The 24,480-nt window shown below is 57.7% G+C and carries 26 protein-coding genes; 16 read left to right on the forward strand and 10 right to left on the reverse strand.

What is annotated here, in order from left to right; translation table 11 throughout:
- Positions 1-20 precede the first annotated feature (20 nt).
- Positions 21-1,784 (reverse strand): arginine--tRNA ligase, encoded by a 1,764-nt coding sequence (gene argS / locus AC3GOJ_RS00785; RefSeq protein ID WP_488235542.1) that lies wholly within the window; start codon positions 1,782-1,784, stop codon positions 21-23.
- A 62-nt stretch (positions 1,785-1,846) separates the two neighbouring features.
- Here argS and ubiB point away from each other — a divergent pair, with 62 nt between their 5' ends.
- From ubiB to AC3GOJ_RS00825, 8 genes are all read left to right on the forward strand, one after another.
- On the forward strand, positions 1,847-3,388 hold the full coding sequence (gene ubiB, locus AC3GOJ_RS00790) for a ubiquinone biosynthesis regulatory protein kinase UbiB (protein WP_488235543.1): 1,542 nt from the start codon (positions 1,847-1,849) through the stop codon (positions 3,386-3,388).
- Positions 3,385-4,905: a high affinity choline transporter 1 gene (locus AC3GOJ_RS00795; RefSeq protein WP_488235544.1), complete on the forward strand. Its 1,521-nt coding sequence runs from the start codon at positions 3,385-3,387 to the stop codon at positions 4,903-4,905. The genes ubiB and AC3GOJ_RS00795 overlap by 4 nt, the downstream gene beginning before the upstream one ends.
- A complete protein-coding gene (locus AC3GOJ_RS00800) occupies positions 4,862-6,019 on the forward strand; it encodes a VanZ family protein (protein WP_488235545.1) in 1,158 nt (385 codons plus the stop codon). The genes AC3GOJ_RS00795 and AC3GOJ_RS00800 overlap by 44 nt, the downstream gene beginning before the upstream one ends.
- Before the next feature lie 60 nt (positions 6,020-6,079).
- Complete coding sequence (locus AC3GOJ_RS00805) at positions 6,080-6,388, forward strand: (2Fe-2S) ferredoxin domain-containing protein (RefSeq protein WP_488235546.1); 309 nt, start codon at positions 6,080-6,082, stop codon at positions 6,386-6,388.
- A gap of 11 nt (positions 6,389-6,399) precedes the next feature.
- The gene (locus AC3GOJ_RS00810; protein ID WP_488235547.1) at positions 6,400-7,041 is read left to right on the forward strand and encodes an alpha/beta hydrolase; all 642 of its coding nucleotides are present in this window, start codon (positions 6,400-6,402) and stop codon (positions 7,039-7,041) included.
- 4 nt (positions 7,042-7,045) lie between these two features.
- Positions 7,046-7,372, forward strand: coding sequence for a divalent-cation tolerance protein CutA (gene cutA, locus AC3GOJ_RS00815; RefSeq protein WP_488235548.1), 327 nt, complete (start codon positions 7,046-7,048; stop codon positions 7,370-7,372).
- Positions 7,369-9,273: a protein-disulfide reductase DsbD gene (gene dsbD / locus AC3GOJ_RS00820; RefSeq protein WP_488235549.1), complete on the forward strand. Its 1,905-nt coding sequence runs from the start codon at positions 7,369-7,371 to the stop codon at positions 9,271-9,273. The genes cutA and dsbD overlap by 4 nt, the downstream gene beginning before the upstream one ends.
- A gap of 124 nt (positions 9,274-9,397) precedes the next feature.
- Positions 9,398-10,018 (forward strand): riboflavin synthase, encoded by a 621-nt coding sequence (locus AC3GOJ_RS00825; protein ID WP_488235550.1) that lies wholly within the window; start codon positions 9,398-9,400, stop codon positions 10,016-10,018.
- Positions 10,019-10,053: 35 nt separating this feature from the next.
- Here the strand turns inward: AC3GOJ_RS00825 and AC3GOJ_RS00830 are convergent, their stop codons facing one another.
- Together AC3GOJ_RS00830 and AC3GOJ_RS00835 are read right to left on the reverse strand one after the other, a co-directional pair.
- Complete coding sequence (locus tag AC3GOJ_RS00830) at positions 10,054-10,446, reverse strand: type II toxin-antitoxin system RelE/ParE family toxin (protein WP_488235551.1); 393 nt, start codon at positions 10,444-10,446, stop codon at positions 10,054-10,056.
- Positions 10,447-10,451: 5 nt separating this feature from the next.
- A complete protein-coding gene (locus AC3GOJ_RS00835; protein WP_488235552.1) occupies positions 10,452-10,751 on the reverse strand; it encodes a type II toxin-antitoxin system Phd/YefM family antitoxin in 300 nt (99 codons plus the stop codon).
- A gap of 162 nt (positions 10,752-10,913) precedes the next feature.
- Here AC3GOJ_RS00835 and ribBA point away from each other — a divergent pair, with 162 nt between their 5' ends.
- Genes ribBA through AC3GOJ_RS00875 form a run of 8 tightly spaced genes read left to right on the forward strand, consistent with a single transcriptional unit; the run spans position 10,914 to position 17,946 of the window.
- Positions 10,914-12,047 (forward strand): bifunctional 3,4-dihydroxy-2-butanone-4-phosphate synthase/GTP cyclohydrolase II, encoded by a 1,134-nt coding sequence (gene ribBA / locus AC3GOJ_RS00840; RefSeq protein ID WP_488235553.1) that lies wholly within the window; start codon positions 10,914-10,916, stop codon positions 12,045-12,047.
- 8 nt (positions 12,048-12,055) lie between these two features.
- Positions 12,056-12,559, forward strand: a complete 504-nt coding sequence (ribH, locus tag AC3GOJ_RS00845) for a 6,7-dimethyl-8-ribityllumazine synthase (protein ID WP_488235554.1) — start codon at positions 12,056-12,058, stop codon at positions 12,557-12,559.
- Positions 12,556-13,029, forward strand: a complete 474-nt coding sequence (gene nusB / locus AC3GOJ_RS00850; RefSeq protein WP_488235555.1) for a transcription antitermination factor NusB — start codon at positions 12,556-12,558, stop codon at positions 13,027-13,029. Before ribH ends, nusB begins: the two co-directional genes overlap by 4 nt.
- 8 nt (positions 13,030-13,037) lie before the next feature.
- A complete protein-coding gene (gene thiL / locus AC3GOJ_RS00855; RefSeq protein ID WP_488235556.1) occupies positions 13,038-14,060 on the forward strand; it encodes a thiamine-phosphate kinase in 1,023 nt (340 codons plus the stop codon).
- Between the two features lie 21 nt (positions 14,061-14,081).
- Positions 14,082-14,633 carry a phosphatidylglycerophosphatase A family protein gene (locus AC3GOJ_RS00860; RefSeq protein ID WP_488235557.1) on the forward strand — a complete coding sequence of 184 codons (552 nt, stop codon included), beginning with the start codon at positions 14,082-14,084 and terminating at the stop codon, positions 14,631-14,633.
- Positions 14,630-15,154 (forward strand): CinA family protein, encoded by a 525-nt coding sequence (locus tag AC3GOJ_RS00865; RefSeq protein ID WP_488235558.1) that lies wholly within the window; start codon positions 14,630-14,632, stop codon positions 15,152-15,154. Before AC3GOJ_RS00860 ends, AC3GOJ_RS00865 begins: the two co-directional genes overlap by 4 nt.
- 57 nt (positions 15,155-15,211) lie before the next feature.
- On the forward strand, positions 15,212-16,411 hold the full coding sequence (gene purT, locus AC3GOJ_RS00870; RefSeq protein ID WP_488235559.1) for a formate-dependent phosphoribosylglycinamide formyltransferase: 1,200 nt from the start codon (positions 15,212-15,214) through the stop codon (positions 16,409-16,411).
- Positions 16,412-16,449: 38 nt separating this feature from the next.
- The gene (locus tag AC3GOJ_RS00875) at positions 16,450-17,946 is read left to right on the forward strand and encodes a patatin-like phospholipase family protein (RefSeq protein WP_488235560.1); all 1,497 of its coding nucleotides are present in this window, start codon (positions 16,450-16,452) and stop codon (positions 17,944-17,946) included.
- 13 nt (positions 17,947-17,959) lie between these two features.
- On the opposite strand, the gene lipA is transcribed toward AC3GOJ_RS00875, so the two are convergent.
- Genes lipA through mreD form a run of 7 tightly spaced genes read right to left on the reverse strand, consistent with a single transcriptional unit; the run spans position 17,960 to position 24,478 of the window.
- Positions 17,960-18,901, reverse strand: coding sequence for a lipoyl synthase (gene lipA / locus AC3GOJ_RS00880; RefSeq protein WP_488235561.1), 942 nt, complete (start codon positions 18,899-18,901; stop codon positions 17,960-17,962).
- Positions 18,894-19,523, reverse strand: coding sequence for a lipoyl(octanoyl) transferase LipB (gene lipB / locus AC3GOJ_RS00885; RefSeq protein WP_488235704.1), 630 nt, complete (start codon positions 19,521-19,523; stop codon positions 18,894-18,896). Before lipB ends, lipA begins: the two co-directional genes overlap by 8 nt.
- A 9-nt stretch (positions 19,524-19,532) precedes the next feature.
- On the reverse strand, positions 19,533-19,835 hold the full coding sequence (locus tag AC3GOJ_RS00890) for an HP0495 family protein (protein WP_488235562.1): 303 nt from the start codon (positions 19,833-19,835) through the stop codon (positions 19,533-19,535).
- A 34-nt stretch (positions 19,836-19,869) separates the two neighbouring features.
- Positions 19,870-20,772, reverse strand: coding sequence for a septal ring lytic transglycosylase RlpA family protein (locus tag AC3GOJ_RS00895; RefSeq protein ID WP_488235563.1), 903 nt, complete (start codon positions 20,770-20,772; stop codon positions 19,870-19,872).
- A gap of 56 nt (positions 20,773-20,828) precedes the next feature.
- A complete protein-coding gene (gene rodA, locus AC3GOJ_RS00900) occupies positions 20,829-21,932 on the reverse strand; it encodes a rod shape-determining protein RodA (protein WP_488235564.1) in 1,104 nt (367 codons plus the stop codon).
- Positions 21,929-23,953: a penicillin-binding protein 2 gene (gene mrdA / locus AC3GOJ_RS00905; RefSeq protein WP_488235565.1), complete on the reverse strand. Its 2,025-nt coding sequence runs from the start codon at positions 23,951-23,953 to the stop codon at positions 21,929-21,931. Before mrdA ends, rodA begins: the two co-directional genes overlap by 4 nt.
- A 3-nt stretch (positions 23,954-23,956) precedes the next feature.
- Positions 23,957-24,478: a rod shape-determining protein MreD gene (gene mreD / locus AC3GOJ_RS00910; protein ID WP_488235566.1), complete on the reverse strand. Its 522-nt coding sequence runs from the start codon at positions 24,476-24,478 to the stop codon at positions 23,957-23,959.
- Positions 24,479-24,480 lie beyond the last annotated feature (2 nt).

Below are 24,480 nucleotides of genomic sequence, written 5' to 3' on the forward strand. Positions count from 1 at the left end.
CAGGGTTTCTGTTCGGGAAACTACATGGACTCCGGACAGGAGACCCCCAGCAAGGCCATCCCATTGCGAATCACCTGTCGCACGGCTGCCGACAGCGCCAGTCGCGCACGCGTCAGATCGGCATCGTCCAGCAGCATACGCTCGGCATTGTAATAACCATGGAACTCGGCGGCGAGATCACGCAGATAGAAGGCTACCTGGTGCGGCGCCAGATCGCGGGCAGCCCCATCGATCACTTCCGGGAAGCGGCCGATAAACGCCGTCAGCGCGGCTTCACGCGGGTTGGTCAGCAGCGCAAGATTGGCCGCCTGCAGATCAGCCGCCGCCCCGTGCCACTGCGCCATCAACGAACAGATGCGGGCATGAGCGTACTGAATGTAGTACACCGGATTGTCCGCGCTCTGGCTCTTTGCCAGATCCAGATCAAAGTCCAGGTGCTGATCGGCCTTGCGTAACACATAAAAGAAGCGGCATGCATCATCACCGACTTCGGCACGTAGCGCACGCAGGGTGACGTAATCACCGGCACGCGTCGACATCGAGGCTTTTTCACCGTTGCGGTAGAGCACGGCAAACTGCACCAGGGCAATATCCAGCTTGGCCGGATCCAGCGCCAGGGCCTGTACGGCGCCCTTAACTCGCGGAATATAACCGTGGTGATCGGCTCCCCAGATATTGATCATGCGATCAAAGCCACGCTCGTATTTGTTGAGGTGGTAGGCAATATCCGACGCGAAATAGGTGTAAAGACCATTCTCACGCTGGACGACACGGTCTTTTTCATCACCGAAATCCGTGGAGCGGAACCAGCGGGCGCCATTCTGTTCGTAGATGTGCCCAGCGGCATCCAGCTTGTCAAGACAGCGCTTGACCAGACCGGTGTCGAACAGCGAGTTCTCCGAGAACCAATTCTGGAAATCCACGCCGAAGCCATCCAGATCATCACGGCCATCAGCCAGCTGTTCGGATAGTGCATGCTGATGCACATAGGGCCAGTCTTCGGCCAGCAACGCTTTGCCGTTGGCAATCAGGGCATCCAGGTGCAATTCACGCTGAGCTTTCGCCTCATCATCTGCACAGCTGGCTCCCGGTAAGCCCGGGGTGCCTTCGAGCACCGCAGCCTTGGCGCGGACATATTTGTCGCCATGCGCATTAGTCAACTGGCGCGCCATATCGCGGACATAATCGCCCTGGTAAGCATTCGGCGGGTAGTCAATGGTGACGCCGTGCTGGTCAAGGTAGCGGATCCAGGTGGAGATCGCCAGAATATCCATCTGGCGACCGGCGTCATTCACATAGTATTCACGGGTCACATCCCAGCCGGCAAAAGCCAGCAAATCGGACAGGCTGGCGCCATAAGCCGCGCCACGGCCATGGCCCACATGCAACGGGCCGGTCGGATTGGCCGAGACAAACTCGACCAGCACCTTGGCATTGCCGCCGAACGAACTACGACCGAAGTCGCCCGCTTGCGACAGCACCGTGCTGACCACCCGGGTCTTGGCATCCGTCTTCAAGGTGAAGTTGATGAATCCAGCGCCGGCAATGCTGACATCGCTGACCTCCGGCGAAGCCGGGAGTTCGCTCACGATGCGTTCTGCAATCGCACGCGGCGCAAGCTTCAGCGCCCGGGCCAGTTGCATGGGCAGATTGGTGGCAAAATCCCCGTGGCTCGCCTGCTTCGGACGCTCCAGATAGATGGGGGTATCGGTGTGTTCCGGCGCGACGCTGGCAAGGGCAACCTGCAGCAGGCCGGTAATGTGTTCGCGGCTATCGAAAGTCATGGGTAAAATTATACCTTCTGGCTCGCTATCCCGTGGGCCTCTACTCAGAAAGCCGACCGCTCATGCGTCTGCAGCGCCTTGCCCGGATTTTTTACGTCAGTTGGAAGAACGGGCTGCTCACCATGCTCGTTGAAGCCGAACCAGAGGGCCGCGTGGCGCGCTGGCTAGGTTTCTACGCCCGCCGCCGGCATTTCAGCCAACCTCGTGCCGTACGCCTGCGCCTGGCGTTAGAGTCTCTAGGACCGATATTCGTCAAATTCGGTCAGATGCTCTCAACCCGTCGCGATCTGCTGGCCCCGGACTTTGCCGACGAGCTGGCCAAGCTCCAGGACCGGGTTCCCCCTTTTGACTCGGCGCTGGCCATGGCCGAAATCGAGCGCGGCCTGGGCATGGCGATTGTCGAGGCATTCAGTGAATTCGACCCGACACCGGTCGCCTCGGCCTCAGTCGCCCAGGTGCACTTTGCCCGACTGCATGATGGCCGTGATGTGGCGGTCAAAGTGTTACGGCCTGGCATGCACCGGATTGTCGATCACGACATTGATCTGCTGGATACCTTTGCCCAGCTCATTGAACGCTTCTCGGAAGACGGCCGCCGCCTGAAGCCCCGTGAAGTGGTGGCCGAATTTGCCAAGCATCTGCATGACGAGTTCGATCTGGTACGTGAAGCCGCCAACGCTTCGCAACTGCGCCGCAATTTTGCCAGTGGTCACCTACTGGTCGTGCCGGAGGTCTACTGGGACTTCTGCGCGACCAATGTGATGACCATGGAGCGTATGCATGGTATCCCGGTCGGCCGTATTGACGAATTACGTGCAGCCGGTATCGACCTTAATCGTCTTTCGAGTGCCGGCGTGGAGATTTTCTTCACTCAGGTATTCCGTGATGGTTTCTTTCACGCCGACATGCACCCGGGCAATATTCTGGTGGCCCATGATGGCCGCTATGTCGCACTTGACTTCGGCATTGTCGGCACGCTGAACGATGTCGACAAAAATTATCTGGCTCAGAATTTTCTGGCCTTCTTCCAGCGTGACTACCGACGGGTTGCCGAGGTGCACGTCATCTCCGGCTGGGCACCGAAGGATACGCGTATCGATGAATTCGAAGCGGCCATCCGTACTGTCTGCGAACCGATCTTCGACAAACCACTCAAGGATATTTCCTTCGGCAAGATTCTATTGCGCCTGTTCCAGACGTCGCGGCGCTTCAATGTGGAAGTGCAGCCGCAACTGGTCATGCTGCAGAAAACCCTGCTCAACATCGAGGGTCTGGGCCGCCAGCTCAACCCCGACCTTGATCTCTGGAAAACGGCCAAGCCCTTCCTGGAACGCTGGATGAGTGAACAGGTCGGCTGGCGCGGCCTGGTGGATGGGATGAAACGCGAAGGCCCCAACTGGGCAAAGATCCTGCCGCAACTGCCACGCCTGCTGCACGACTACCTGGCACCGAACGAGGATGAGATCAAAGCCGACAAGAAAGCACTGCGTGAACTCAAGCGCACAGTGCGACATCAACGACACCTGCTCTGGGTCAGTGTCGCTGTTTCAACCGTAGCGCTGGCCGCTTCTGCACTAATGCTATATCTGAACCTGCAACCATGACACCGCTACTCGGGTTCATCGCGCTGTATCTGCTGGCCTCGATGGGTATCGGCCTGCTGGCGGCAACCCGGGTAAAAAATGCACGTGACTTTGCGGTGGCCGGCCGCTCACTCCCATTGCCGGTCGTCACGGCCACGGTGTTTGCCACCTGGTTCGGTGCCGAAGCGGTACTGGGCGTTTCTGCGACCTTCGTCAAAGACGGTTTGCGCGGCGTGGTGGCCGATCCCTTCGGGGCATCACTCTGCCTCATCCTCGCCGGCTTCTTTTTTGCCAGCAAACTTTATCGGCTTAACTTGCTCACCATTGGTGACTATTACCGACTGCGTTACAACCACACGGTCGAATGGCTCAGCACACTGGCCATTGTGGTTTCTTACCTGGGTTGGGTTTCCGCACAGATCAAAGCCCTGGGGCTAGTATTCTTCACCGTCACCAACGGACTGATCCCACAGGACAAGGGCATGATTCTGGGGGCAGCCATTGTGCTGACCTACACCGTGCTTGGTGGCATGCTGTCGGTGGCGGTGCTCGACTTCGTCCAGATCACCGTCATCATGGGTGGCCTGATTTACATCGCCACCATCATTAGTGACCTGGCAGGTGGTACTGGTAATGTACTGGCCCACGCCAACGCTGCCGGCAAGCTGGATTTCTTTCCTTCAGGGGGCATGGACGTCTGGGTGCCTTTTGTTGGCGCCTGGATGACGATGATGCTGGGCTCCATTCCGCAGCAGGATGTCTTCCAGCGCATTTCATCGGCGAAGAGCGAACGTATTGCCATGATCGGCTCTATCATGGGTGGTTCGCTGTATTTTCTGTTCGCGTTCGTTCCCATGTTTCTGGCGTATGCAGCAACCCTGATTGACCCGGCCATGTTTGCCTCACTGCTCGAGACCGATTCGCAGCTAGTCTTGCCGACGCTGATCCTGCAACACACGCCGGTGTTTGCCCAGGTGATTTTCTTTGGCGCCCTGCTCTCGGCCATCATGAGCTGCTCATCCGCAACCCTGCTGGCACCTTCGGTTTCCTTTACCGAAAACATTCTCAAGCCGATGCTGCCACACATTTCGGATCGCATCTTTTTATGGCTGATGCGTCTTGTGATTGTGGCATTTGCCGGCATGGTGCTGGCCATGGCACTGACCAGCAATGCATCGATCTTCAAGATGGTCGAGCACGCTTATAAAATCACCCTGGTCGTGGCCTTTGTGCCTCTGGTCGCCGGCTTCTATTGGCGGCGAGGCAACACCCAGGGGGCGCTGTTTGCCATCTTCGCGGGCTTCTTCACCTGGATTCTGACCGAGGCATTCTCCAGCGAAGATGCCATCTGGCCACCCCAGATTCTCGGCCTGATCGCCGCGATTCTGGGCATGATCATCGGATCACTATTACCGCAGCGCATCGGCAAACCGGTCCCAACGCCGTCGCATCATCATGCGGCCGAAGGCACCTACCACGTCCCACCCACCGGGCATGAATCACACCCGCAGCATGATCGCTCCGGACGCCCCCGATAAGCCATTGCCGGGCTGGCGCGGCTGGCTCATGCGGGCACGCCAAAAGCCCTTGGCGGTATCGGTCGTCTACGCCTGCATCATCATTTACGCCAGCCTCTATGCCGTGACCCCCTGGCAGGATCGCGGCGTTGATCTGCTCGGCTATCTGAATGGTCACTGGCCCCGATACTGGACCTGGCAGGATGCCTGCTTCAACATCCTGGCCTACGTACCACTGGGTTTCCTGCTGGCACTATCACCACAACACACCCGCTGGCCCTGGGCCAGAACCTTGCTACCGCTGGCTGCTGGCTTCCTGCTGTCGGCCACACTGGAGACCTTGCAGACCTTCCTGCCCGGCCGAGTTTCCTCCGGTCTCGACCTGATGCTCAATACGGCCGGCACGCTCCTGGGCGTCGCACTTGCTCTGTTTTTTGGCCCGGGCATTCTGGCTCTGGCTGGCGAACTACGGCGCCGCTTGAATATTCGCCGACTCAGCGCCGAAACCGGTCTGATCCTGCTCGCACTCTGGTTGTTTGCCCAGATTTCTCCGGAAATCGTGTTCTTCGGGTTTGGTGACCTGCGTGGCCTGCTCGCCTTACCAACAGCATTTCCGTTCTCGCCGGCGTTTTACAGCCAGCTGGAAACCACCGTCGTTACCCTGCAGGTGCTGGTGATGGTGTTTCTGGTGCAAGCCGTACTACAACGCCTCCATCTGGGCGGACCCGCCATTCTGGCAAGCGTTCTCTGTATCATCACTTTAGGTGTCCTGATCCGGATCACCGCCAGCTGGCTGCTGCTGGGGCCAGCCATCGGCTCATCCGAAATGGCGCGCTGGGCGGCACTAACACCTGGCGGCCTATACGGACTGGTCATAGGTTTACTGCTCAGTCTACCGGTACTGATGCTGCCGGGACGCTGGCAAATGCCCCTGGCCAGTATGTTGCTGATGGCCGCCACAGTGCTGGTCAATCTGATGCCTACGAATCCCTACTCCGTCACCGCACTGACCGTCTGGCGACAGGGCCACTTTCTCAACTTCAATGGTCTCACCCGACTGATCGCCGCACTCTGGCCCTACCTGACGCTGACGTTTCTGGTCTGGGCGGATCACCAGCACCGCCGTCGCGACTGAACCTGAAGCCGACGATCACTTTATAATTCCTGAAACACCGCTACAACCACGGACCCCGACATGAGCTATTTCAAGCAACACGTTTTCATCTGCTGCAACCAGCGCACCAACGGCGAGATCAGCTGCAACGACCACGGTGCCGCCGATATGCTGGACTACATGAAGGGCCGTGTCGCCGAATTGAAGCTCAACCAGCCCGGCATGGTCCGCATCAACAAAGCCGGCTGTCTGGGTCGCTGCCTAGAAGGTCCGGTGATGGTCATCTATCCGGAGGCCGTCTGGTACACCTTTGTGGACAAGGCAGATATTGACGACATCATCAACGAGCACCTGGTCAACGGCATTCCGGTTGACCGCCTTCGCATCTGATTGGAAACAGCATGAGCCTCGGACGAGAAGAAAAGATTCTGATTGATGGCCCCGTGGGCCAGATCGAAATGCTGATAGACAACCCGGGCGCCCCCCGGGGCATTGCGCTGGTCGCACACCCGCACCCGATTGGCGGTGGCGCGGCCACCAACAAAGTCGCCCATACACTGGCCCGAACCTTCGCCGGCCTCGGTTATGCGGCTTTCCGGCCGAACTTTCGCAGTGTGGGTGGAACGCAAGGTGAACACGACGAAGGCATCGGTGAAACCGATGATCTATTGTGCGTCCTCGAATACGCCCGTGAACGATGCGGCCACTTGCCGGTAGTGCTGGCCGGATTCTCTTTCGGCGCTTTTGTGCAAACCCGCGTTGCCAAACGCATGGCGGAAGCCGGACACCCGGCCCAACGTCTTGTCCTGGTCGGTACCGCTTCTGGCTTTGTGGAAGGCACCCGCAACTACGATACCGAATCCGTGCCTAAGGACGCCATCGTGATTCACGGATCAGCCGATGAAACCGTGCCACTCGACAATGTGTTTGCCTGGGCCGAGCCGCAGGACCTTCCGGTGATTGTGGTCCCGGCGGCGGATCATTTCTTCCATCGCCGACTGCATATTCTGCGTGAAATCATCACGCACAACTGGCGTCATTAAGACCATGAGCACGGCGTTACTGATTCTGACCACGGCACCCGATCACGAAGTGGCGACATCGATTGCCGATCAGCTCATCGAGCAGGGTCTGGCGGCCTGCGTCAAAACCATGGCTCCTTGCCAATCGACTTATCGCTGGCAGGGTGCGATTGAACACACCGTCGAAATCCCGTTATTCATCATCAGTGACGAAGCCCGCTATCCCGCCCTGGAATCCCAGCTCAAGGCCGCACACCCCTACGATCTGCCGGAAATCGTTGCACTGCCATGCAGCGGCGGCCTTCCCGAGTATCTGGCCTGGGTCAGTGCTGCGTCAGGAACATCAACATGACCCTTGCTAGCAGCATGGCGTTCACCGCCCGCCGCACATTTCTGCGGCACATGATTATTCAGCTGTTATTGTGCCTATCACTGCTCGGTGCCGGCATCAGTATCGCGGCTCCCGGTAATTTCGGCGGCGCTTTCCTCCCGCCAGCTGAAGCCTTTCGTCCAAGCGTTGCCATCAGCGAGAGCAACCGTCTGATAGTGCATTTTGAAATCCAGCCCGGCTACTACCTCTATCGTGAAAAGCTCGCCGTCGAACCCACCGGCCTACTACCGGCGGATGTGAAAATTGTTCCCGAAGCGCTTCCTCCTGGCGTCCAGAAAGATGACCCTAATTTCGGGATGACCGAGATCTACCCGGATCCGGTCAACTGGCCAGTACAAATCACCGGAGGCCAGCGCCCGCTCACCCTGACCATTGCCGTTCGTTACCAGGGTTGTGCCAGCCAAGGCATCTGTTATCCGCCGGAGGTAGCCATCCTGCCAGTGACGCTGCCAGTGGCGCCCCCGACGGCACCGCCCGCAGAGTCTCCCGGGAGTAAATCGACTGCGAACGAGAACACTGCCCCTGCCCCGGAAAGTGGCATCACCGAAATTGCCCGATCCCTGGATCAAGGCATGCTCTGGCTGAATCTCCTGCTGTTCTTTGGCGCGGGCGTTGGCCTGGCATTTACCCCCTGCATGCTGCCCATGATGCCGATTGTGGTAACGGTGATCCTGGGCCGTCACGATGCACAACACCCCATCTCCCATATGCGGGGCTTGATGCTTGCTCTGTTCTATGTGCTGGGCATGGCCATCACCTATAGCGCGGCCGGGGTCTTTGCCGGCCTGAGCGGCACGCTGGTCTCCGGCATTCTGCAGAATCCTTGGGTCCTGGGCAGCTTCGCCCTCGTCTACATTGTGCTGGCCGGCGCGATGCTGGGGTTTTATACGCTACAGATGCCCAATGCCTTCCAGGGCAAATTGGCTGAAGGCAGTCAACGCCTGCATGGTGGCTCCCTGCCTGCTGTTTTCGGGTTAGGTGCGCTGTCCGCACTGATTGTAGGACCCTGTGTTGCCGCCCCGCTAGCCGGTGCGTTGCTCTACATCGGCCAGACTGGTAACGGCTTCCTCGGCGGCATGCTGCTCTTTGCTCTGGCCCTGGGCATGGGGGTTCCGCTTCTCGTCATGGGAGCGTCCGCCGGCACCCTGGTGCCCAAAACCGGTCCGTGGATGGAATCCATCAAAAAGGCTTTTGGTTTCATTCTGCTGGGAACAGCCTGGTGGATTGTGTCGCCGGTCCTGCCGGGCCAGGTAACTCTCGGTGGTTTTGGTGCGCTGGCCATCGTGGCTGCCGTACTGCTCCGGGCTGTTGACCGGCTGGAAGCGCGCGCGCCCGTCAGTGCGCGACTGGGTAAAGCCCTGGGTCTGGTACTGGGCGTGATCGGTCTGGTCTGGATTATCGGCGCCCTGGCCGGCGGCACACGCCTTGATCAACCGCTCTCCCCGCTGACCACGGCTACGACTAACACTGTGGCAAGCCCGGCTCCGCTGGCCATGACCACCGTCCAGACGATGGATGCCCTGGAAGACGCGCTACGCGACAGCCAGAAACCCGTTTTCATCGACGTCTATGCCGATTGGTGCGTCAGCTGCAAGGAGTTCGAACACAACACCCTGGGTAACGCCGAGGTGCGCAATGCCCTGGCAGCATTTACGCTCATCCGCGTTGACGTCACTGCCAGCGACGACGCCGCACGCACGCTGCTCAAACGCTTCGGCCTCTTCGGCCCCCCCGGTATGGTGTTTTACGCCTCGGGTGGCCGTTTGCTGCACGATGCCACCTTGGCCGGTTACGTGGGTCCGGCTGCCTTTCTCAAGCAGCTGAATCACGTACGAGAATTAGCCGAAAAAACTGCCCCATAACGACGCGACCGCCACGGCTTAATCCGCGTCAGACCAAGAACTTAGCGGCTTGAAGCACGGGGGCGCATGTTAGAATTTGCACTTACGCATCCCGATGCTCACTCAACCGCCTTCTGGTCACGCCATGTTTTCAGGAATAATTGCCGCCGTCGGAAAAGTTCAGGAAATCGCACCCCGCACCAGCGGCGTACGACTTACTGTGCATGCTGCCGGGCTGGATCTGTCCGATGTCATCCTGGGTGACTCGATTGCTTGTAACGGCATCTGCCTGACGGTCGTTGATCTGCTGCCCGCATCAGAGCCGACCGCCTTTGTCGTGGATGTCTCGGATGAAACACTGCGTTGCACAACGGGCCTGATGGCGGATGCACCGCTCAACCTCGAGAAAGCACTGCGCCTCGCCGATCGCCTGGGCGGCCACCTGGTAACCGGCCACGTCGATGGCATCGGTCAGGTGCGTCACTTTGCCCCTACCAGCAGCGACACTCATGGTGATTGGCAACTGACCATTGAAGCGCCGGAAGCTCTGGCCCCGTTTATCGCCCGCAAAGGCTCTATTACGGTGAACGGCACCAGCCTGACCGTCAACGATGTGAATGGCCGCGAATTCTCGATCAATCTGATCCCGCATACGCTGGAAAACACCATGCTGCACACACTCACTGGCAACAAGGCCGTGAATCTTGAAATTGATGTCATTGCCCGCTACTGCGAACGACTCCTGAGCTACAAAAACGAGATCTAATCAACGCGACCTCGACGGTCTAATCGCCTAACAACTTAGTTCGCCCGCCAAAGCGCCTGAAAATCGAATGACAATTGGCGGTGATGCCGGATCGACAACAGGTAGATCGTGTCGTCCAAACGAGCGTAAAGCAGCAGATAGTGTGCAAGCACGTACTCACGCACCTGCCCACTGCCTCCCAGCGTTTTAAGTTGGGCTTTCAGGCTATCAATACCATTGCTCACTTCAACCGAGTGGATAGGCCGTTCCAAAAACAACCGCCCCATATCGGGAAAGTTTTCCAGATTAGGGATGACGGTACCTAACAACTCATCAATGAGCGTATCGAATCCCGATAGCGCTTCTGCCTCTTGCAGAAACGACTCAACCCCTTCGAGACAATGTTCGAAGTTGGCCGTCAGCTTGACCAACCCCTTGGCGTCTGGCACTGGGGTTAACTCCGTGTGCTACCGCGTCGGCTCTTGAGGCCTTTGAGTGTGCTCACGGCATCTTTAACGTTGCCCGCAATCACGTCATTCAAACCTTTGCGCACATCGTCGATAATGAGCAGATGGATACGCTCCCGCTCTAGCTGATGGTAATAATCCAGCCGCTGCGCATCAATCAGCGCCACATAGCTTTCGCCATTTTTTGTAATCACTTTTTCAGCCCCGGCCTTCACTTGGTCTGCCAGGTCAGAGAGCGTCGCTCGCGCATGCGACAACGGGACAACATCAATTGCTGCGAACGCCATCACACACCTCTTTATTCTGTACAATATAACGTGCATTATCCATGAAAGCGGCAAACGCGTAAATTCATCGATAACGCTCAGAACCTGTGGCCTTGATACCCGCGATCTGCGAGAATACGGGGCTTGCGGTGCGTTTGCACCACCCACCCCGACTAAAAGAACATGACCACGGCTCCAGCCCTTACCGCCATATCACCCACCCAGGAAATCATCGCCGAACTGCGCGCCGGTCGCATGGTGGTGCTTGTGGATGAAGAAGACCGCGAAAACGAAGGCGATCTGGTTCTGGCGGCCGACCATGTAACCCCAGAAGCCATTAACTTCATGGCCCGCTTTGGTCGCGGCCTGATTTGCCTGACCCTTACCGAACAACGTTGCCGTCAACTGGGCTTAAACCAGATGGCGCGCGACAACAAAGCCCAGTTTGGCACCGCCTTTACGGTTTCTATCGAAGCCGCCGAAGGCGTGACCACTGGTATTTCAGCCCACGATCGTGCCCGCACGATTCAGGCCGCTGTGGCGGCCGATGCTAAAGCGGCCGATATCGTTCAACCGGGTCACATTTTCCCGATCATGGCGCGCCCGGGTGGTGTGCTTGTTCGCGCCGGACATACCGAAGCAGGTTGCGACCTAGCATCCATGGCTGGCCTCAGCCCAGCCTCCGTCATTTGCGAAATTATGAGCGAAGACGGCTCCATGGCCCGCTTGCCGGAGCTGCGTGAATTCGCTGCGCAACATGGCCTTAAGATCGGCACTATTGCCGATCTGATTCATTACCGCAGCCAGCACGAAACACTGGTGGCCCGCGCCGGTACTCGCGAACTGACTAACCGCCACGGCACCTTTACGCTGCATACCTACGCCGATAAAACTTCCGATGAAGTGCATCTGGCGATGGTCAAAGGCAAACCGACGCCACAAAGCGAAACGCTGGTGCGTGTTCATGTGCCGGTCTCAATTCTGGATTTCCTGGCGCCGGAAAGCACCGGACACAGCATCATGCTGGATGCTGCTATGGCAGCAATTGGTGCCGCCGACCAGGGTGTGCTGGTGATGTTACACAAACCGCTTAGCGGCCAAGAGCTGCTGCAGGGTCTCACGGCGGAGCCTCAAGCCCGTCACCGCAAATGGGACCCGCTGCTGCATGGCATCGGCGCCCAGATTCTGCGTGACCTGGGTGTTCACAAAATGCGCTTGCTCTCCAGCCCACAGCGCATCCCGGCCATGACAGGCTTTGATTTGGAAATTACTGGTTTCCAGTTGCCGGACGGCAGCCGGAACGATCTATCTGCATAGGATTTGCTATGACCCGCTATCAGGAATACCCCAGCAACGAAAACGGCGAAGGACTGCGCATCGGCGTTGTCGTCGCCCGTTTTAATCAGGACGTCTGTGACGGCCTGCTGTGCGGCGCCATCAACGAACTGCACCGTCTGGGCGTTAACGGTAACGACATCACCGTCTGCAGCGTCCCTGGCGCGCTGGAAATTCCGCTGGTGCTGCAAACCCTGGCCGATGAAGAAGAGGCACCGTATGACGCACTGATCGCCCTGGGTGCCGTGATTCGTGGTGAGACCTATCACTTTGAAGTCGTCAGCAACGATAGCTGCCGTGCCGTGATGGATGTGCAACTGACTACCGGTGTTCCCATTGCCAACGGTATTCTGACCACGGAAAACGATGATCAGGCATTGGTGCGTATGCATGACAAGGGCGCTGACTGCGCGCGCTGCGCCGTTGAAATGGCACGTCTGCATGCCGCGATTCGTCGGGGCAACCAACCTCAAGCTGTAGGAGCCTGTTCATGACGCAAGCCACCGCCAAACCGGCAGCCGGCCCAAAGCCTGCTCGCCGTCGCGCGCGCGAAGCGGCACTGCAAGCCCTCTACGGATGGCAAGTTGGCGGCCAGGATCTGGCCGCCTGTGAAACAGCCCTGCATGAAATCGAGGGCTTCGCTCAACTGCGGGATCTCGAACAGAAATTTGCTGTTGGGCTGCTACGTGGTTGCATGGCCAACCAGGCTTCGCTCCGTGAGCAACTCACGCCGTTACTGGATCGTCCGTTTGACGAACTCTCGCCGGTGGAAGCCTGCGTTCTGCTGATCGGCGCACATGAAATGGCCCATAGTCCGGAAACACCATTGCGTGTGGTGCTTAACGAATCGATTGAGTTGGCCAAGACCTTTGGCGGCACCGATGGTCATAAATTCGTCAACGGTGTTCTCGACCGGTTGGCGCCGACGCTGCGTCCGCTGGAAAGCAACCGCCCCGCCTGCTGAGACGACCTATGGCAGGTGAGTTCGCCCTGATCGAACGCCTGCTGGGGCAGCCGCTTGAACCCGGTTTGCCGAGCACCGCCGCACCTGACGCCCCCATCGAAAATGGTGTCCTGCTTGGACCCGGTGATGATTGTGCCTTGGTTGTACCGCCGACCCCAGGTGAAGCCTGGGCGATCAGTACCGATATGCTGGTCGAAGGCACGCACTTTCTCGCCACCGACGACCCGGCATCCCTGGGCTGGAAAACCCTGGCGGTCAATCTCTCTGACCTGGCCGCCATGGGTGCACGGCCGCGTTTTGCCACACTCGGTATGGCCATCCCGCCGACGGATAATGACACCGGCTGGATTGATCGTTTCTTTGTGGGGTTCAAAGAGTGTGCCGAGAGATTCAGCGTACAACTGATCGGCGGTGACACCACACGCGGCCCACGCAACTTCTGTGTCACCATCCTCGGCACCGTGCACCCCGCACAGGCATTGCGCCGCAGTGGTGCACAGCCTGGTGACGACCTCTGGATCTCCGGCACCCCCGGCATGGCTGCGCTCGGTCTGCAACACAAGCTACAAAGGCTGAAACTGCCTGATGCACTACAAGCATCTGCCAGCCGCGCACTGCACCGACCACAGCCTCGTGTTGCGTTAGGCCAGGCGCTTGCCGAGCAGTCACTGGCACACAGCTGTCTGGATGTCTCCGATGGCATCCTCCAAGACCTGGGGCACATCACTGCCGCTTCCGGATTATCGGCAACGATCATGGCTGCCGCACTCCCTGGCTCTCCCATCGGTATTATGGATGCAATATGGCAAGACTGCCTGCTGGGCGGCGGAGATGACTACGAGCTACTGTTCACAGCACCCCCGTCCGCACGACCGGCACTGCAAACTTTATCCCACCAGCTTGATGTACCGCTGCACCGGATTGGCTGCATGCAGGCCCACGATAAGGCAGGTACTATCCAGCTCATTGATGAATATCAACACCCTATGGATCTGGCTAGTATCCGCAGCGGATTCGACCACTTTGCCTGAGCCTTACGAAACCCTTCTGCCATGACCGAACTGAATCATCCGGATACTCCAGCGTCTACACTGATCCAGCAGCCGACCCTGCGCTTCATGCTATCTCACCCGCTGCATGTGATTGCCCTGGGTTTTGGTAGCGGCCTCTCGCCTTTTGCACCGGGCACCGTGGGCACCCTATTCGCCTGGGCAAGTTTTCGCACGCTGGACCTCAGCCTGTCTCCGGCAGCGATCCTCCTCATCATTCTGCTGGGTTTTGTGCTCGGCATTGTCGCAATTGAGAAAACCGGTACCGCGCTCGGTGAAATCGATCATGGCAGCATCGTCTGGGATGAGATCATTCCTTTCTGGGGCGTGCTCTGGATCCTCGCTCAGGTCATGGGCGACAACCTGCTCTGGCAGGGCATGGCTTTTGCGCTCTTCCGTCTATTCGACATCACCAAACCCTGGCCGGCCCGCTATTACGACCGTAAGGTCAAAAATGGATACGGGGTGATGATGGATGACGTCATCGCAGCACTCTATAGCGTGATCGCTCTGGCGATCCTGCTCGTCGGTGTCTACTTCGGATCCCACGCATGACGGATACCGCACAGATGAGTTCCAGCCTCGACGCTCTGGTCAGCCAGCTGGCCACACACCTCATCACACACGGTGCCGCACTAGCCACCGCCGAGTCCTGCACCGGTGGCCTGATTGCCGTCAGCCTCACCGATCTGGCCGGCAGCTCAGCCTGGTTCGAGCGGGGTTGGGTTACCTATTCGAACGCCGCCAAATCACAGGAACTTGCTGTACCCGCCGATCTGATTGAACAGCAAGGTGCCGTCAGCGAAGCCGTTGCCGCCGCGATGGCGAACGGCGCCCGCCTGCATGCGCATACGGAATTTGCCATTGCCGTCACGGGCATTGCCGGCCCCCAGGGGGGCTCTGCCGACAAACCGGTGGGCACCGTCTGCTTTGGCTGGGCAACGCCCTGGCATACTGATACTGAAATCCGCTGCTTTGCCGGTGATCGCCGACAGGTGCGCGAAAAATCGGTTCGGCACGCGCTGGCCGGTCTACTGCTGCGACTGAAAAACAGCCCTAACGCCACGAACACCTAAGCAAAGTCATGCAGCACATCACAGATCATTCACGCATAATCTTCGAGGATTGAAACAATGTTCCGTTTTGGTACGCCAAATGCTTCCAGCGCGCTGCGCGTCATGATGCTCGGTAGTGGCGAGCTTGGCAAAGAGGTCGTGATTTCTCTGCAGCGCCTGGGCTGTGAAGTGATTGCGGTTGACCGTTACGCAGGCGCTCCCGCCATGCAGGTAGCGCATCGTTCTCATGTGATCAATATGACGGATGGTGCCGCCCTCAAGGCCCTCGTCATCAAGGAACGACCCCATCTGGTCGTGCCGGAAATCGAAGCCATTGCCACCGACATGCTCGTCGAGATTGAGCGTGAACAGCTGGCCGAAGTCATCCCGACGGCTCGCGCGACGCAACTCACCATGAACCGCGAAGGTATCCGTCGCCTGGCTGCCGAAACGCTGAGCCTACCTACCTCGCCTTACCGCTTTGCCGATTCCCTCGAAGAAATGCAGGCCGCTATTGATGCCATCGGCTACCCCTGCTTCATCAAGCCGGTGATGTCCTCTTCGGGCAAAGGTCAGTCGATGGTGCGCACAGCGGACGACATCAAACCCGCCTGGGATTACGCGGCTGCGGGAGGTCGCGTCAACCAGGGCCGCGTCATTGTGGAAGGCATGATCCACTTCGATTACGAAATCACGCAACTCACCGTGCGTGCGGTTGGCGCGTCAGGTCAGGTTGAAACGTCGTTCTGTGACCCGATTGGTCACGTACAAGTCAAGGGAGACTACGTCGAGTCCTGGCAACCCATGCCGATGTCAAGCAAAGCCATTGAACGTTCGCGCGAAATCGCCAAAGCGGTCACCGACAATCTGGGTGGCCGTGGCATCTTTGGTGTCGAGCTATTCGTTAAAGGCGATGATGTCTGGTTCTCGGAAGTTAGCCCACGTCCGCACGATACCGGTCTCGTGACGCTATGCACGCAGCGGCAGTCCGAATTCGAACTGCACGCCCGAGCCATTCTGGGGCTACCGGTCGATACCCGCTGCGGTCAGCCGGGTGCATCGGCTGTTATCTACGGCGGCCTGGAAGAAAAAGGCATTGCTTACGAAGGCGTTACCCATGCTTTGCAAGTGCCAGACAGTGATCTGCGCCTCTTCGGCAAACCGGAAAGCTTTGCGCGTCGGCGCATGGGCGTCGCCCTGGCTAATGGGCAGAACACTGACGAAGCTCGCACACGTGCCAAGGCATGTGCTGCACGCGTGAATCCTGTCAGCGGTTAATAATCCTACGCTTTGCAACACCATACCCAAAGACCGTTATGTCAACACGCCGCGCCCTAGGTCTCTGGACCGCTCTGCTCGCAGGACTGCTGCTCTCGGCATGTGCAACAAGACCGGTCAATCCACCGTTGGCGCACGTGGACGACGACAAGGTGTACAACTTCGAGCGCAAAGGGCAGAACGAATCACAAGCGAAGACGCTGGTCGCACTGGCCTTCTCGGGTGGTGGCACCCGAGCAGCCGCATTCTCCTTCGGTGTCCTGGAAACGCTGAACAAGACAGAATTCGTCAATGCCAACGGCAAGCAGTCGCGCTTGATTGATCACGTTGATGTCATTACCGGTGTGTCGGGTGGCAGCTTCACGGCACTGGCTTATGGTCTGTACGGTGACAAGCTGTTTGATGAGTACGAGCAGCGTTTTCTTAAAAGAGACGTGCAGGGTGAGCTCGTTGGGCGCAGCCTGAACCCAATGAACTGGGGTTATCTGTCATCCAGCGGCTGGGGCCGGTCAGAGCTTGCTGCAGATTTGTATGACGAAATGCTGTTTAACGGGGCAACCTTCGCTGATCTGGATAAAAAGGACGGACCAGTGATCGCGGTGTCAGCCACGGACTTGGCCACGGGCTCACGCATCATGTTCACGCACTCTAACTTTGATGCCATGTGTACCAACTTGGGGGATTTCCGTTTGTCACGCGCGGCTGCGGCATCCTCCGCCGTGCCGGTGGTGCTTTCCCCGCTGACCATCAATAACTACGGCGGCACTTGCGGCAAGAAAATGCCGCTCTGGTTTGAGCCGTTTCTCAACACCAGCAATCCCCCCAGACCAGCAGCGCGCACCCTGGAACGTATCCATGAACTCAACGGCCTGATGAATGGTGGCGACCCCTATCTGCACCTGGTGGATGGCGGGATTTCCGACAATCTCGGGTTGCGTGGCGGCCTGGATGTTTTCAACTGGATGGAAGCACTGCGTGAAGCCGGCCACACCACCCCGCTGGACCACGTAAAGCAAATCGTCGTCATCGTCGTCAACTCGATGTCAGCACCAAAAACCAACTGGAACAAATCGGAAGATCCGCCCGGCACCATTCCCATTCTGGTTAAGGCCGCGGGCGTCCCGATTGATCGCTATTCGAATGAACAGGTCGAGTATTTACGGGACATTCAGGCACGCTGGGACATGATGCGCTCAGTACGGGATCTACCGGCGATCCAGCAGATCAAACCAAAGAATTCGAATGATGCGTTGAACGCCATCCGCAAAGTGCCGAATGCCAAGCTCTACGTGATCAATGTCTCTTTCGCCGGTGTGCCGGATGCCAGTGAGCGCGACTATCTGAACGAATTACCCACCTCGTTTGTGCTGTCGGACGAGGCCGTAGATCGCTTGCGGTCTGCGGCCAACGCAGCATTAATGAACTCGCCCGACTTTCAGCAGTTACTCACGGACGGGCATATGCGTCTGATTCAAAAACCCGTCGACACCGTCAACGAAGAGAGCCTGACTCCCGAAGCGCAGCAAGGCTCCTGATTGTCTCTTTGAATTAGACCACGCCAGCGGTGTGCGCCTGTTGATCCGCCCAGTAACTGGAGCGCACCATCGGTCCACACGCCGCGCCATCAAAACCCATCGCCAGCGCTTCAGTCTCGAAGCGCTTGAAGATATCTGGATGCACATAACGCTGCACCGGCAGATGATGATTGGACGGTGCCAGATACTGACCAATCGTCAGCAGATCAATGTTGTGGGCGCGCATATCCTTGAGCTCCTCGATGATTTCGTCATCGGTCTCGCCCAGCCCGACCATCAGGCCCGACTTGGTCGGCACATTCGGGTAGCGCTCTTTAAAGGCTTTGAGGAAATTGAGCGAGTGTGCATAGTCGGCACCCGGACGTGCCTGCTTGTACAAACGCGGTACGGTTTCCAGATTGTGGTTCATCACATCGGGCAGGGCCTGACCAAAGATCTCCAGCGCCACATCCATACGACCGCGGAAATCCGGCACCAGCACTTCAATCGTCGTGGTCGGCGAGGCTTCACGCACCGCGCGGATCACCTCGACAAAATGCTGGGCGCCGCCATCACGCAGATCATCACGATCTACACTGGTGATCACCACATAACGCAGCTTGAGATTCGCGACGGACTCGGCCAGATGACGTGGTTCATCCACATCGGGTGGCAATGGCTTACCGTGGCCCACATCACAGAACGGACAACGGCGCGTACAGATGTCGCCGAGAATCATGAAGGTGGCCGTGCCACGACCAAAGCACTCGCCGATATTCGGGCACGCCGCCTCTTCACAGACTGTATGCAGCTTCTGATCACGCAGCATCTTCTTGATTTCGCCAAAGCGGCCGGCATCATTACCCGCCTTCACGCGAATCCAGTCCGGTTTTTTCAGAGCTTCCTGCGGCACGATCTTGATCGGAATGCGCGCCGTTTTGAGTTCGCCTTTTTGTTTGATCCCGGCGTCAGCCATGGGACGTCTCCAGTTGTTTCTGTAATTGTCCGATCAGGGCTTCGCCCGCTTCGGAAACCGATACATTAACACCCAAATCACGTAATTGGGTGACCGCCATGCCCGCATAACCACAGGGGTTAATGGCCGAAAACGGTGATAAATCCATATCCACGTTCAGGCTAACGCCGTGGTAACAGCAACCATTGCGCACCCGTAACCCGAGGGCCGCCACTTTGGCGTCGCCCACATAGACACCGGGCGCACCGTCACGGCGGTCGGCCTTGATGCCATAGGAGGCCAACAGATCAATCACGGCCTGCTCGATTCGCTGCACCAAATCGCGCACTTTGATATGGCGGCGCGCCAGATCCAGCAAGAGGTAAATGACCACCTGACCCGGGCCGTGATACGTAATCTGACCACCGCGATCAATCGGCACCACCGGCACGCCGATGTCGCACAGCACATGCTCCGGCTTGCCGGCCTGACCCTGCGTAAACACCGGCAGATGTTCAACCAGCCAGAGTTCGTCACAGGCATCCTGAGCCGCATCCCCTACCCGCGCCAGCGTCTGTTCACGCATGGTATGCCAGGTTGGCTCATAGGGCACCAGACCCAAACGGCGAACGTGCAACGGCAGTCTCACGGTTTAGAGCACCACCTTGACCAGTGGATGGCTGGTCAGCGCCCGGTAGAGATCATCCAGCTGGGCCTTCGATGTCGCGCGAATCGTACAAGTCAGGCTCACGTATTTACCCGAGCTAGAGGCGCGCATTTCCATGCTTTTACCATCGTAATCCGGCGCGAACTGGTGAATGACCTTCAACACCTCCTGTGCCAGATTATTTTGTGCGAGACCCATAATCTTGAGTGGAAAATCGCAGGGAAATTCGAGCAGCGTTTCCGCGCCACTGCCGACGGGCTCTTTCGGGAGATCGGTCGCATCAGTCATTACAGCACTCCAGTAAAATAGGGATGCACAGCGTTTAAGGACGGACGGCAATATGTGGCTGGCCACCCAGGGCATCCCGAATCTTAGCCTGCACCACCTCGGCCTGAGCACGACTGGCGAACGGCCCCACCTGAACACGGTGCCACGGTGTCTCGGCATACACGTGGACCTGCGCCGGGGTCATCCAGTCCAGCTCCCGTAGCAGATGGTTCCGCAGTACCTGGGCATTAAAGCCATTCTGGAATGCCCCCATCTGTACGTAAGTGCCGGGCTTGGGCGATTCTTCGCCATAGCGCGTTTTGTCATCCATCTTGGCATCATTGACGGCCATGGCATCCTTGCTCAGATCGGCGTAGCTCACGCCACTGGCATCCGGCATAATCAGCTCAACCCGGACGGGGCTACTGCCCTGATCGACATAGCCGAGTTTGTAGGCGGCGGTAAACGAGAGATCAATGATGCGGCCATTATGAAACGGACCGCGATCATTGACCCGCACAATCACGCTGCGATTATTCTGCGTGTTCGTGACTTTCACGTAACAAGGCAAGGGCAGCGTCGGATGTGCGGCCGTCATGGCAAACATATCGTAGGTGTCACCGTTCGAGGTTTTCAAGCCATTGAACTTGGTGCCGTACCAGCTACCGATACCCTGCTGACTGAAAGGCTGCAAGCTGGTCATCGGTGTAAAACTCATGCCCAGCACCGTATACGGTTTGTTAGCCGCATTACGTAATGGCTCCAGACGTGGCATGGCGTTTGGAATCTGGTCAATGTTTTCCGGAATCTGACTCGGCAGGCCATCATCCTTATAGAATCCACCGCCTTTGCGCGGATAGGGCTTCATCACATACCCACCGCTGGTTGGCGCTGGTGCTGTAGCCACTGGCCGGCGGCTGCTCGATGTACTGGAGCAGCCACTGAGTTGAGAAAGCATCAACACAGTGCCAATCACAGTGCTCAACGATAACAAGGCCGTGGCTTTAAGTCGCATTATCGGTTTGTCCGGTGCGTTTCAATACTCATGAGGATACCAAGCCCCGTACACAAGGTGACCAGCGCCGTACCCCCATAACTGATGAACGGCAACGGCACACCCACCACCGGCAGAATCCCGGACACCATCCCCATATTCACGAAAGCATAGGTAAAAAAGCCCATGGTGATCGAGCCTGCCAGCAAGCGGTTGAAGGTGGTGCTGGCGCGCAGCGAGATCCGCAAGCCGCGCTCGATCAGGAAACCATAAAGGATGACCAGTAGCACGTTACCGATGAGGCCCCACTCCTCACCAAAAACCGCGAAGATAAAGTCGGTATGCTTTTCTGGAATAAATTCCAGCTGTGCCTGCGTACCGCTCATGTAGCCCTTGCCGATGACGCCACCCGAACCAATCGCAATCGTCGATTGAATGATGTGATAACCGGAGCCCAGAGGGTCGGTGGTCGGGTCAATCAGCGTCAGAATCCGCTTCTGCTGATAATCATGCAGGAATTGCCAGGCAAAGGGGGCCACGGCCACCGCCGCCGCACTCAATCCGCCAATCACCCACCATGACAAACCGGCCAGAAAGATGACGTAGAACCCGGCCGAGAACACCAGAATTGCCGTGCCCAGATCGGGCTGTTTGGCAATCAGCGCCGAAGGAATCAGCAGGATCAGCAGCGCCCCAAAATACTTGGAGAACCAACGACGGTTCTCAAAGTGATGAAAATACCAAGCCATAGCCAGGGGCATGGCGATCTTCATGATCTCCGATGGCTGAATCCGCGTAAAACCAATCGACAACCAGCGCTTGGCACCATTCACCTTGATGCCGAACAGCATCACCAAGACCAGCAATATCAGACCAAACAGATACATTGGCCAGGCCAGCTGCATCAGTCGCTGCGGTGGAATACGCGCCACGACAAACATCAGGCCCAGCGCTGCGGTCATGTTCAGCAATTGCGACGGCATACGTTCCTGACCCGACCAGGTTGCCGAGAACACCGTCAGGAGTCCGACCAGCATGAGCAAAGCCGTGATTTTGAATAACGGCACATCGACGTGCTCGATCCACGGTTGCACGATGCCGCGCCAGTTGATGGAACGACTCATGGTTTTTTCCTGGCCGGTAACGCCGCACCCGACGTGGCGGGCATTTGCACAAAGGGGCCGGGCGACGGTGTATTCAATGCCTTCTGGGCATCGTAATCATCATCTTGCGGATCGACATAGTGCGCCACATCGCGCCCTTCCGGCATGGGCTCACCCGGTTCATCTGGCGCCGGACCTTTGGGCACAATGCCCTGCAAATAGTAATCAAATACCTGACGCGTAATCGGTGCGGCCGAGGTCGCCCCAAAGCCAGCGTTTTCGACAATCACGGCCAGGGCAATCTTCGGTTTATCCGCCGGAGCGAAGGCAATAAAGAGGGCATGATCACGCAGGAACTCCTTCGTGCCGCCATGCGAATAGGTTCCCCCCTTCAGACTGAACACCTGAGCAGTACCGGTCTTACCGGCAGCGACATACTTAGCACCCGCAAACGCCTTGGTGCCAGTTCCTTCCTTGTTCACACCCACCATCGCATGGCGAATCACCTCCACATGCTCCGGCTTCAGCGCCACTTCGTGCGTTTTTTCCAGAGGGATCTGGCGGACCTCACCGGAACGGGCATCCGTAATGCTACGCACCAGGTGGGGTTTGTAACCGACACCGCTATTCGCCAGCATCGCGGTCCCCTGAGCGAGCTGCAGCATGGTGTAGGAGTTATAGCCCTGACCAATCCCGATCGAGATCGTTTCCCCGGCATACCACTTCTGCTGCTCCGGACGCTTGAAGCGACGCTCTTTCCAGGCGGGTGATGGCAGAATGCCACGCGATTCCCCGTCGATATCAATACCCGTTTTACTGCCAAAACCTAAACGGCCCATGAAGTCGGCAATACCGTCGATCCCCCATTCATTGGCGAGCATGTAGTAGTACGTATCGCAGGAGTGCACGATCGAGGTATACATATTCACCATACCGTGCCCGCCCTTTTTATCATCGCGGAAAGTATGATTACCGAAGTTAAAATAGCCAGGGTCGCTAATCGATTGCTGCGGCGTACGTTTTCCTACGGTCAGTGCGCCCAGTGACATAAACGGTTTGAAAGTGGACCCCGGCGGGTACGCGCTATAGATGGCCCGGTTTAACAGCGGCTTATTGATGTCGGTGTTTAGAGTATCCCAGTCATCACTACGGATCCCATCCACAAACAGGTTAGGATCATAAGTTGGCATCGACACCAGCGCGAGGATCTCACCATTATTCGGATCAATCGCTACCAACGCACCCCGGCGCTTGCCAAAAGCTGTTTCCGCTACCTGCTGTAACTTGGCATCAATCGTCAGATTGAGGTTATTACCGGATACCGGCGGAGTGCGGGAAAGCACCCGGATACCGCGACCACCCGCATCCACCTCGACACTCTCAAAACCACTGGTGCCGTGCATTTCAAATTCATAACGCTGCTCCAGGCCGGTTTTACCGATGTGGTCGGTGCCACGATAGTTGGCAGCCTGGCCTTCTTCATCGATACGCTCCAGGTCGCGCGTGTTGATCCGCCCCATATAGCCGAGCGCATGGGATGCTGTCTCGCCCAGCGGATAGCTTCGGAACAGGCGGGCACGCACCTCCACCCCAGGAAACTTGTAACGCTGTGCGGCAAAGCGCGCCACTTCCTCTTCTGTCAGGCGTGAGCGGATCGGAATCGATTCAAAGGTTTTGGCTTCGCGCAACAGTTGTTTGAATCGCCGTTTGTCCTTACCTTCGATGGTCACGACTTTGGACAGACCCTCGATGGTTTCATCAATCGGGCCAGCACGGCCAGGCACAATCTCGAGCGTGTACGCCGATGTATTGGTAGCCATCAGCACACCGTTACGATCAAAAATCAGACCCCGGTTCGGCACCACCGGCACCAGCGCCAAACGATTATCTTCGGCCCGCGTACTGTAATAGTCGCTCTGTACAACCCCCAGCCAGAAGAAACGCAGTATCAGAATAAAGAAAGCGATCAGCATCAGCACGGAGGCCGTGCTCAGCCGTGACTGAAACTTCTGGCTGGCGTCGCGATCTTCGAAATGGGCCATGGATCAGATGGGGCGTTCGTAGTCCCGGTCATTCGACAGGAACTGCGGCAACATCAGCACGTAGGTGGCAGGTACCCAGAGCAGGGCCGTCACGATTGGTTGCAGAAAATATAAGAGATTCGGAAACTCGTCACCGGCAAACCAGCGGATCAGCACCTGCATACAGGCGCCCGCAAAAATAATTGGCAACACGCTGACCAGCTGCTGCTTCAGGGGCAACCAGAGAATGCGATGCGCCATGATTCGTCCGGCATAGGACATCAGCACATAAGCCAGGGCATGCTGCCCCATCAGGCTGCCATCCACCACATCCATGAGAATGCCGAGGACAAAAGCTGTACCGGTACCGACAATCTGTGGCGAACGAATCGACCAGAAAACGATCACCAGCACTGCCCAATCGGGAAACCACGGCCAGAACGATGTCGGCAATAAATTCAGAAAGAATGCGATCAATAGCGTCAGGCGAATAAAGCCCGGGCGCGCAGGGCGCAACAGACGGGAAGACTGAAAATCAATCTGCATGA

Source organism: Fluviibacter sp., assembly GCF_057744235.1.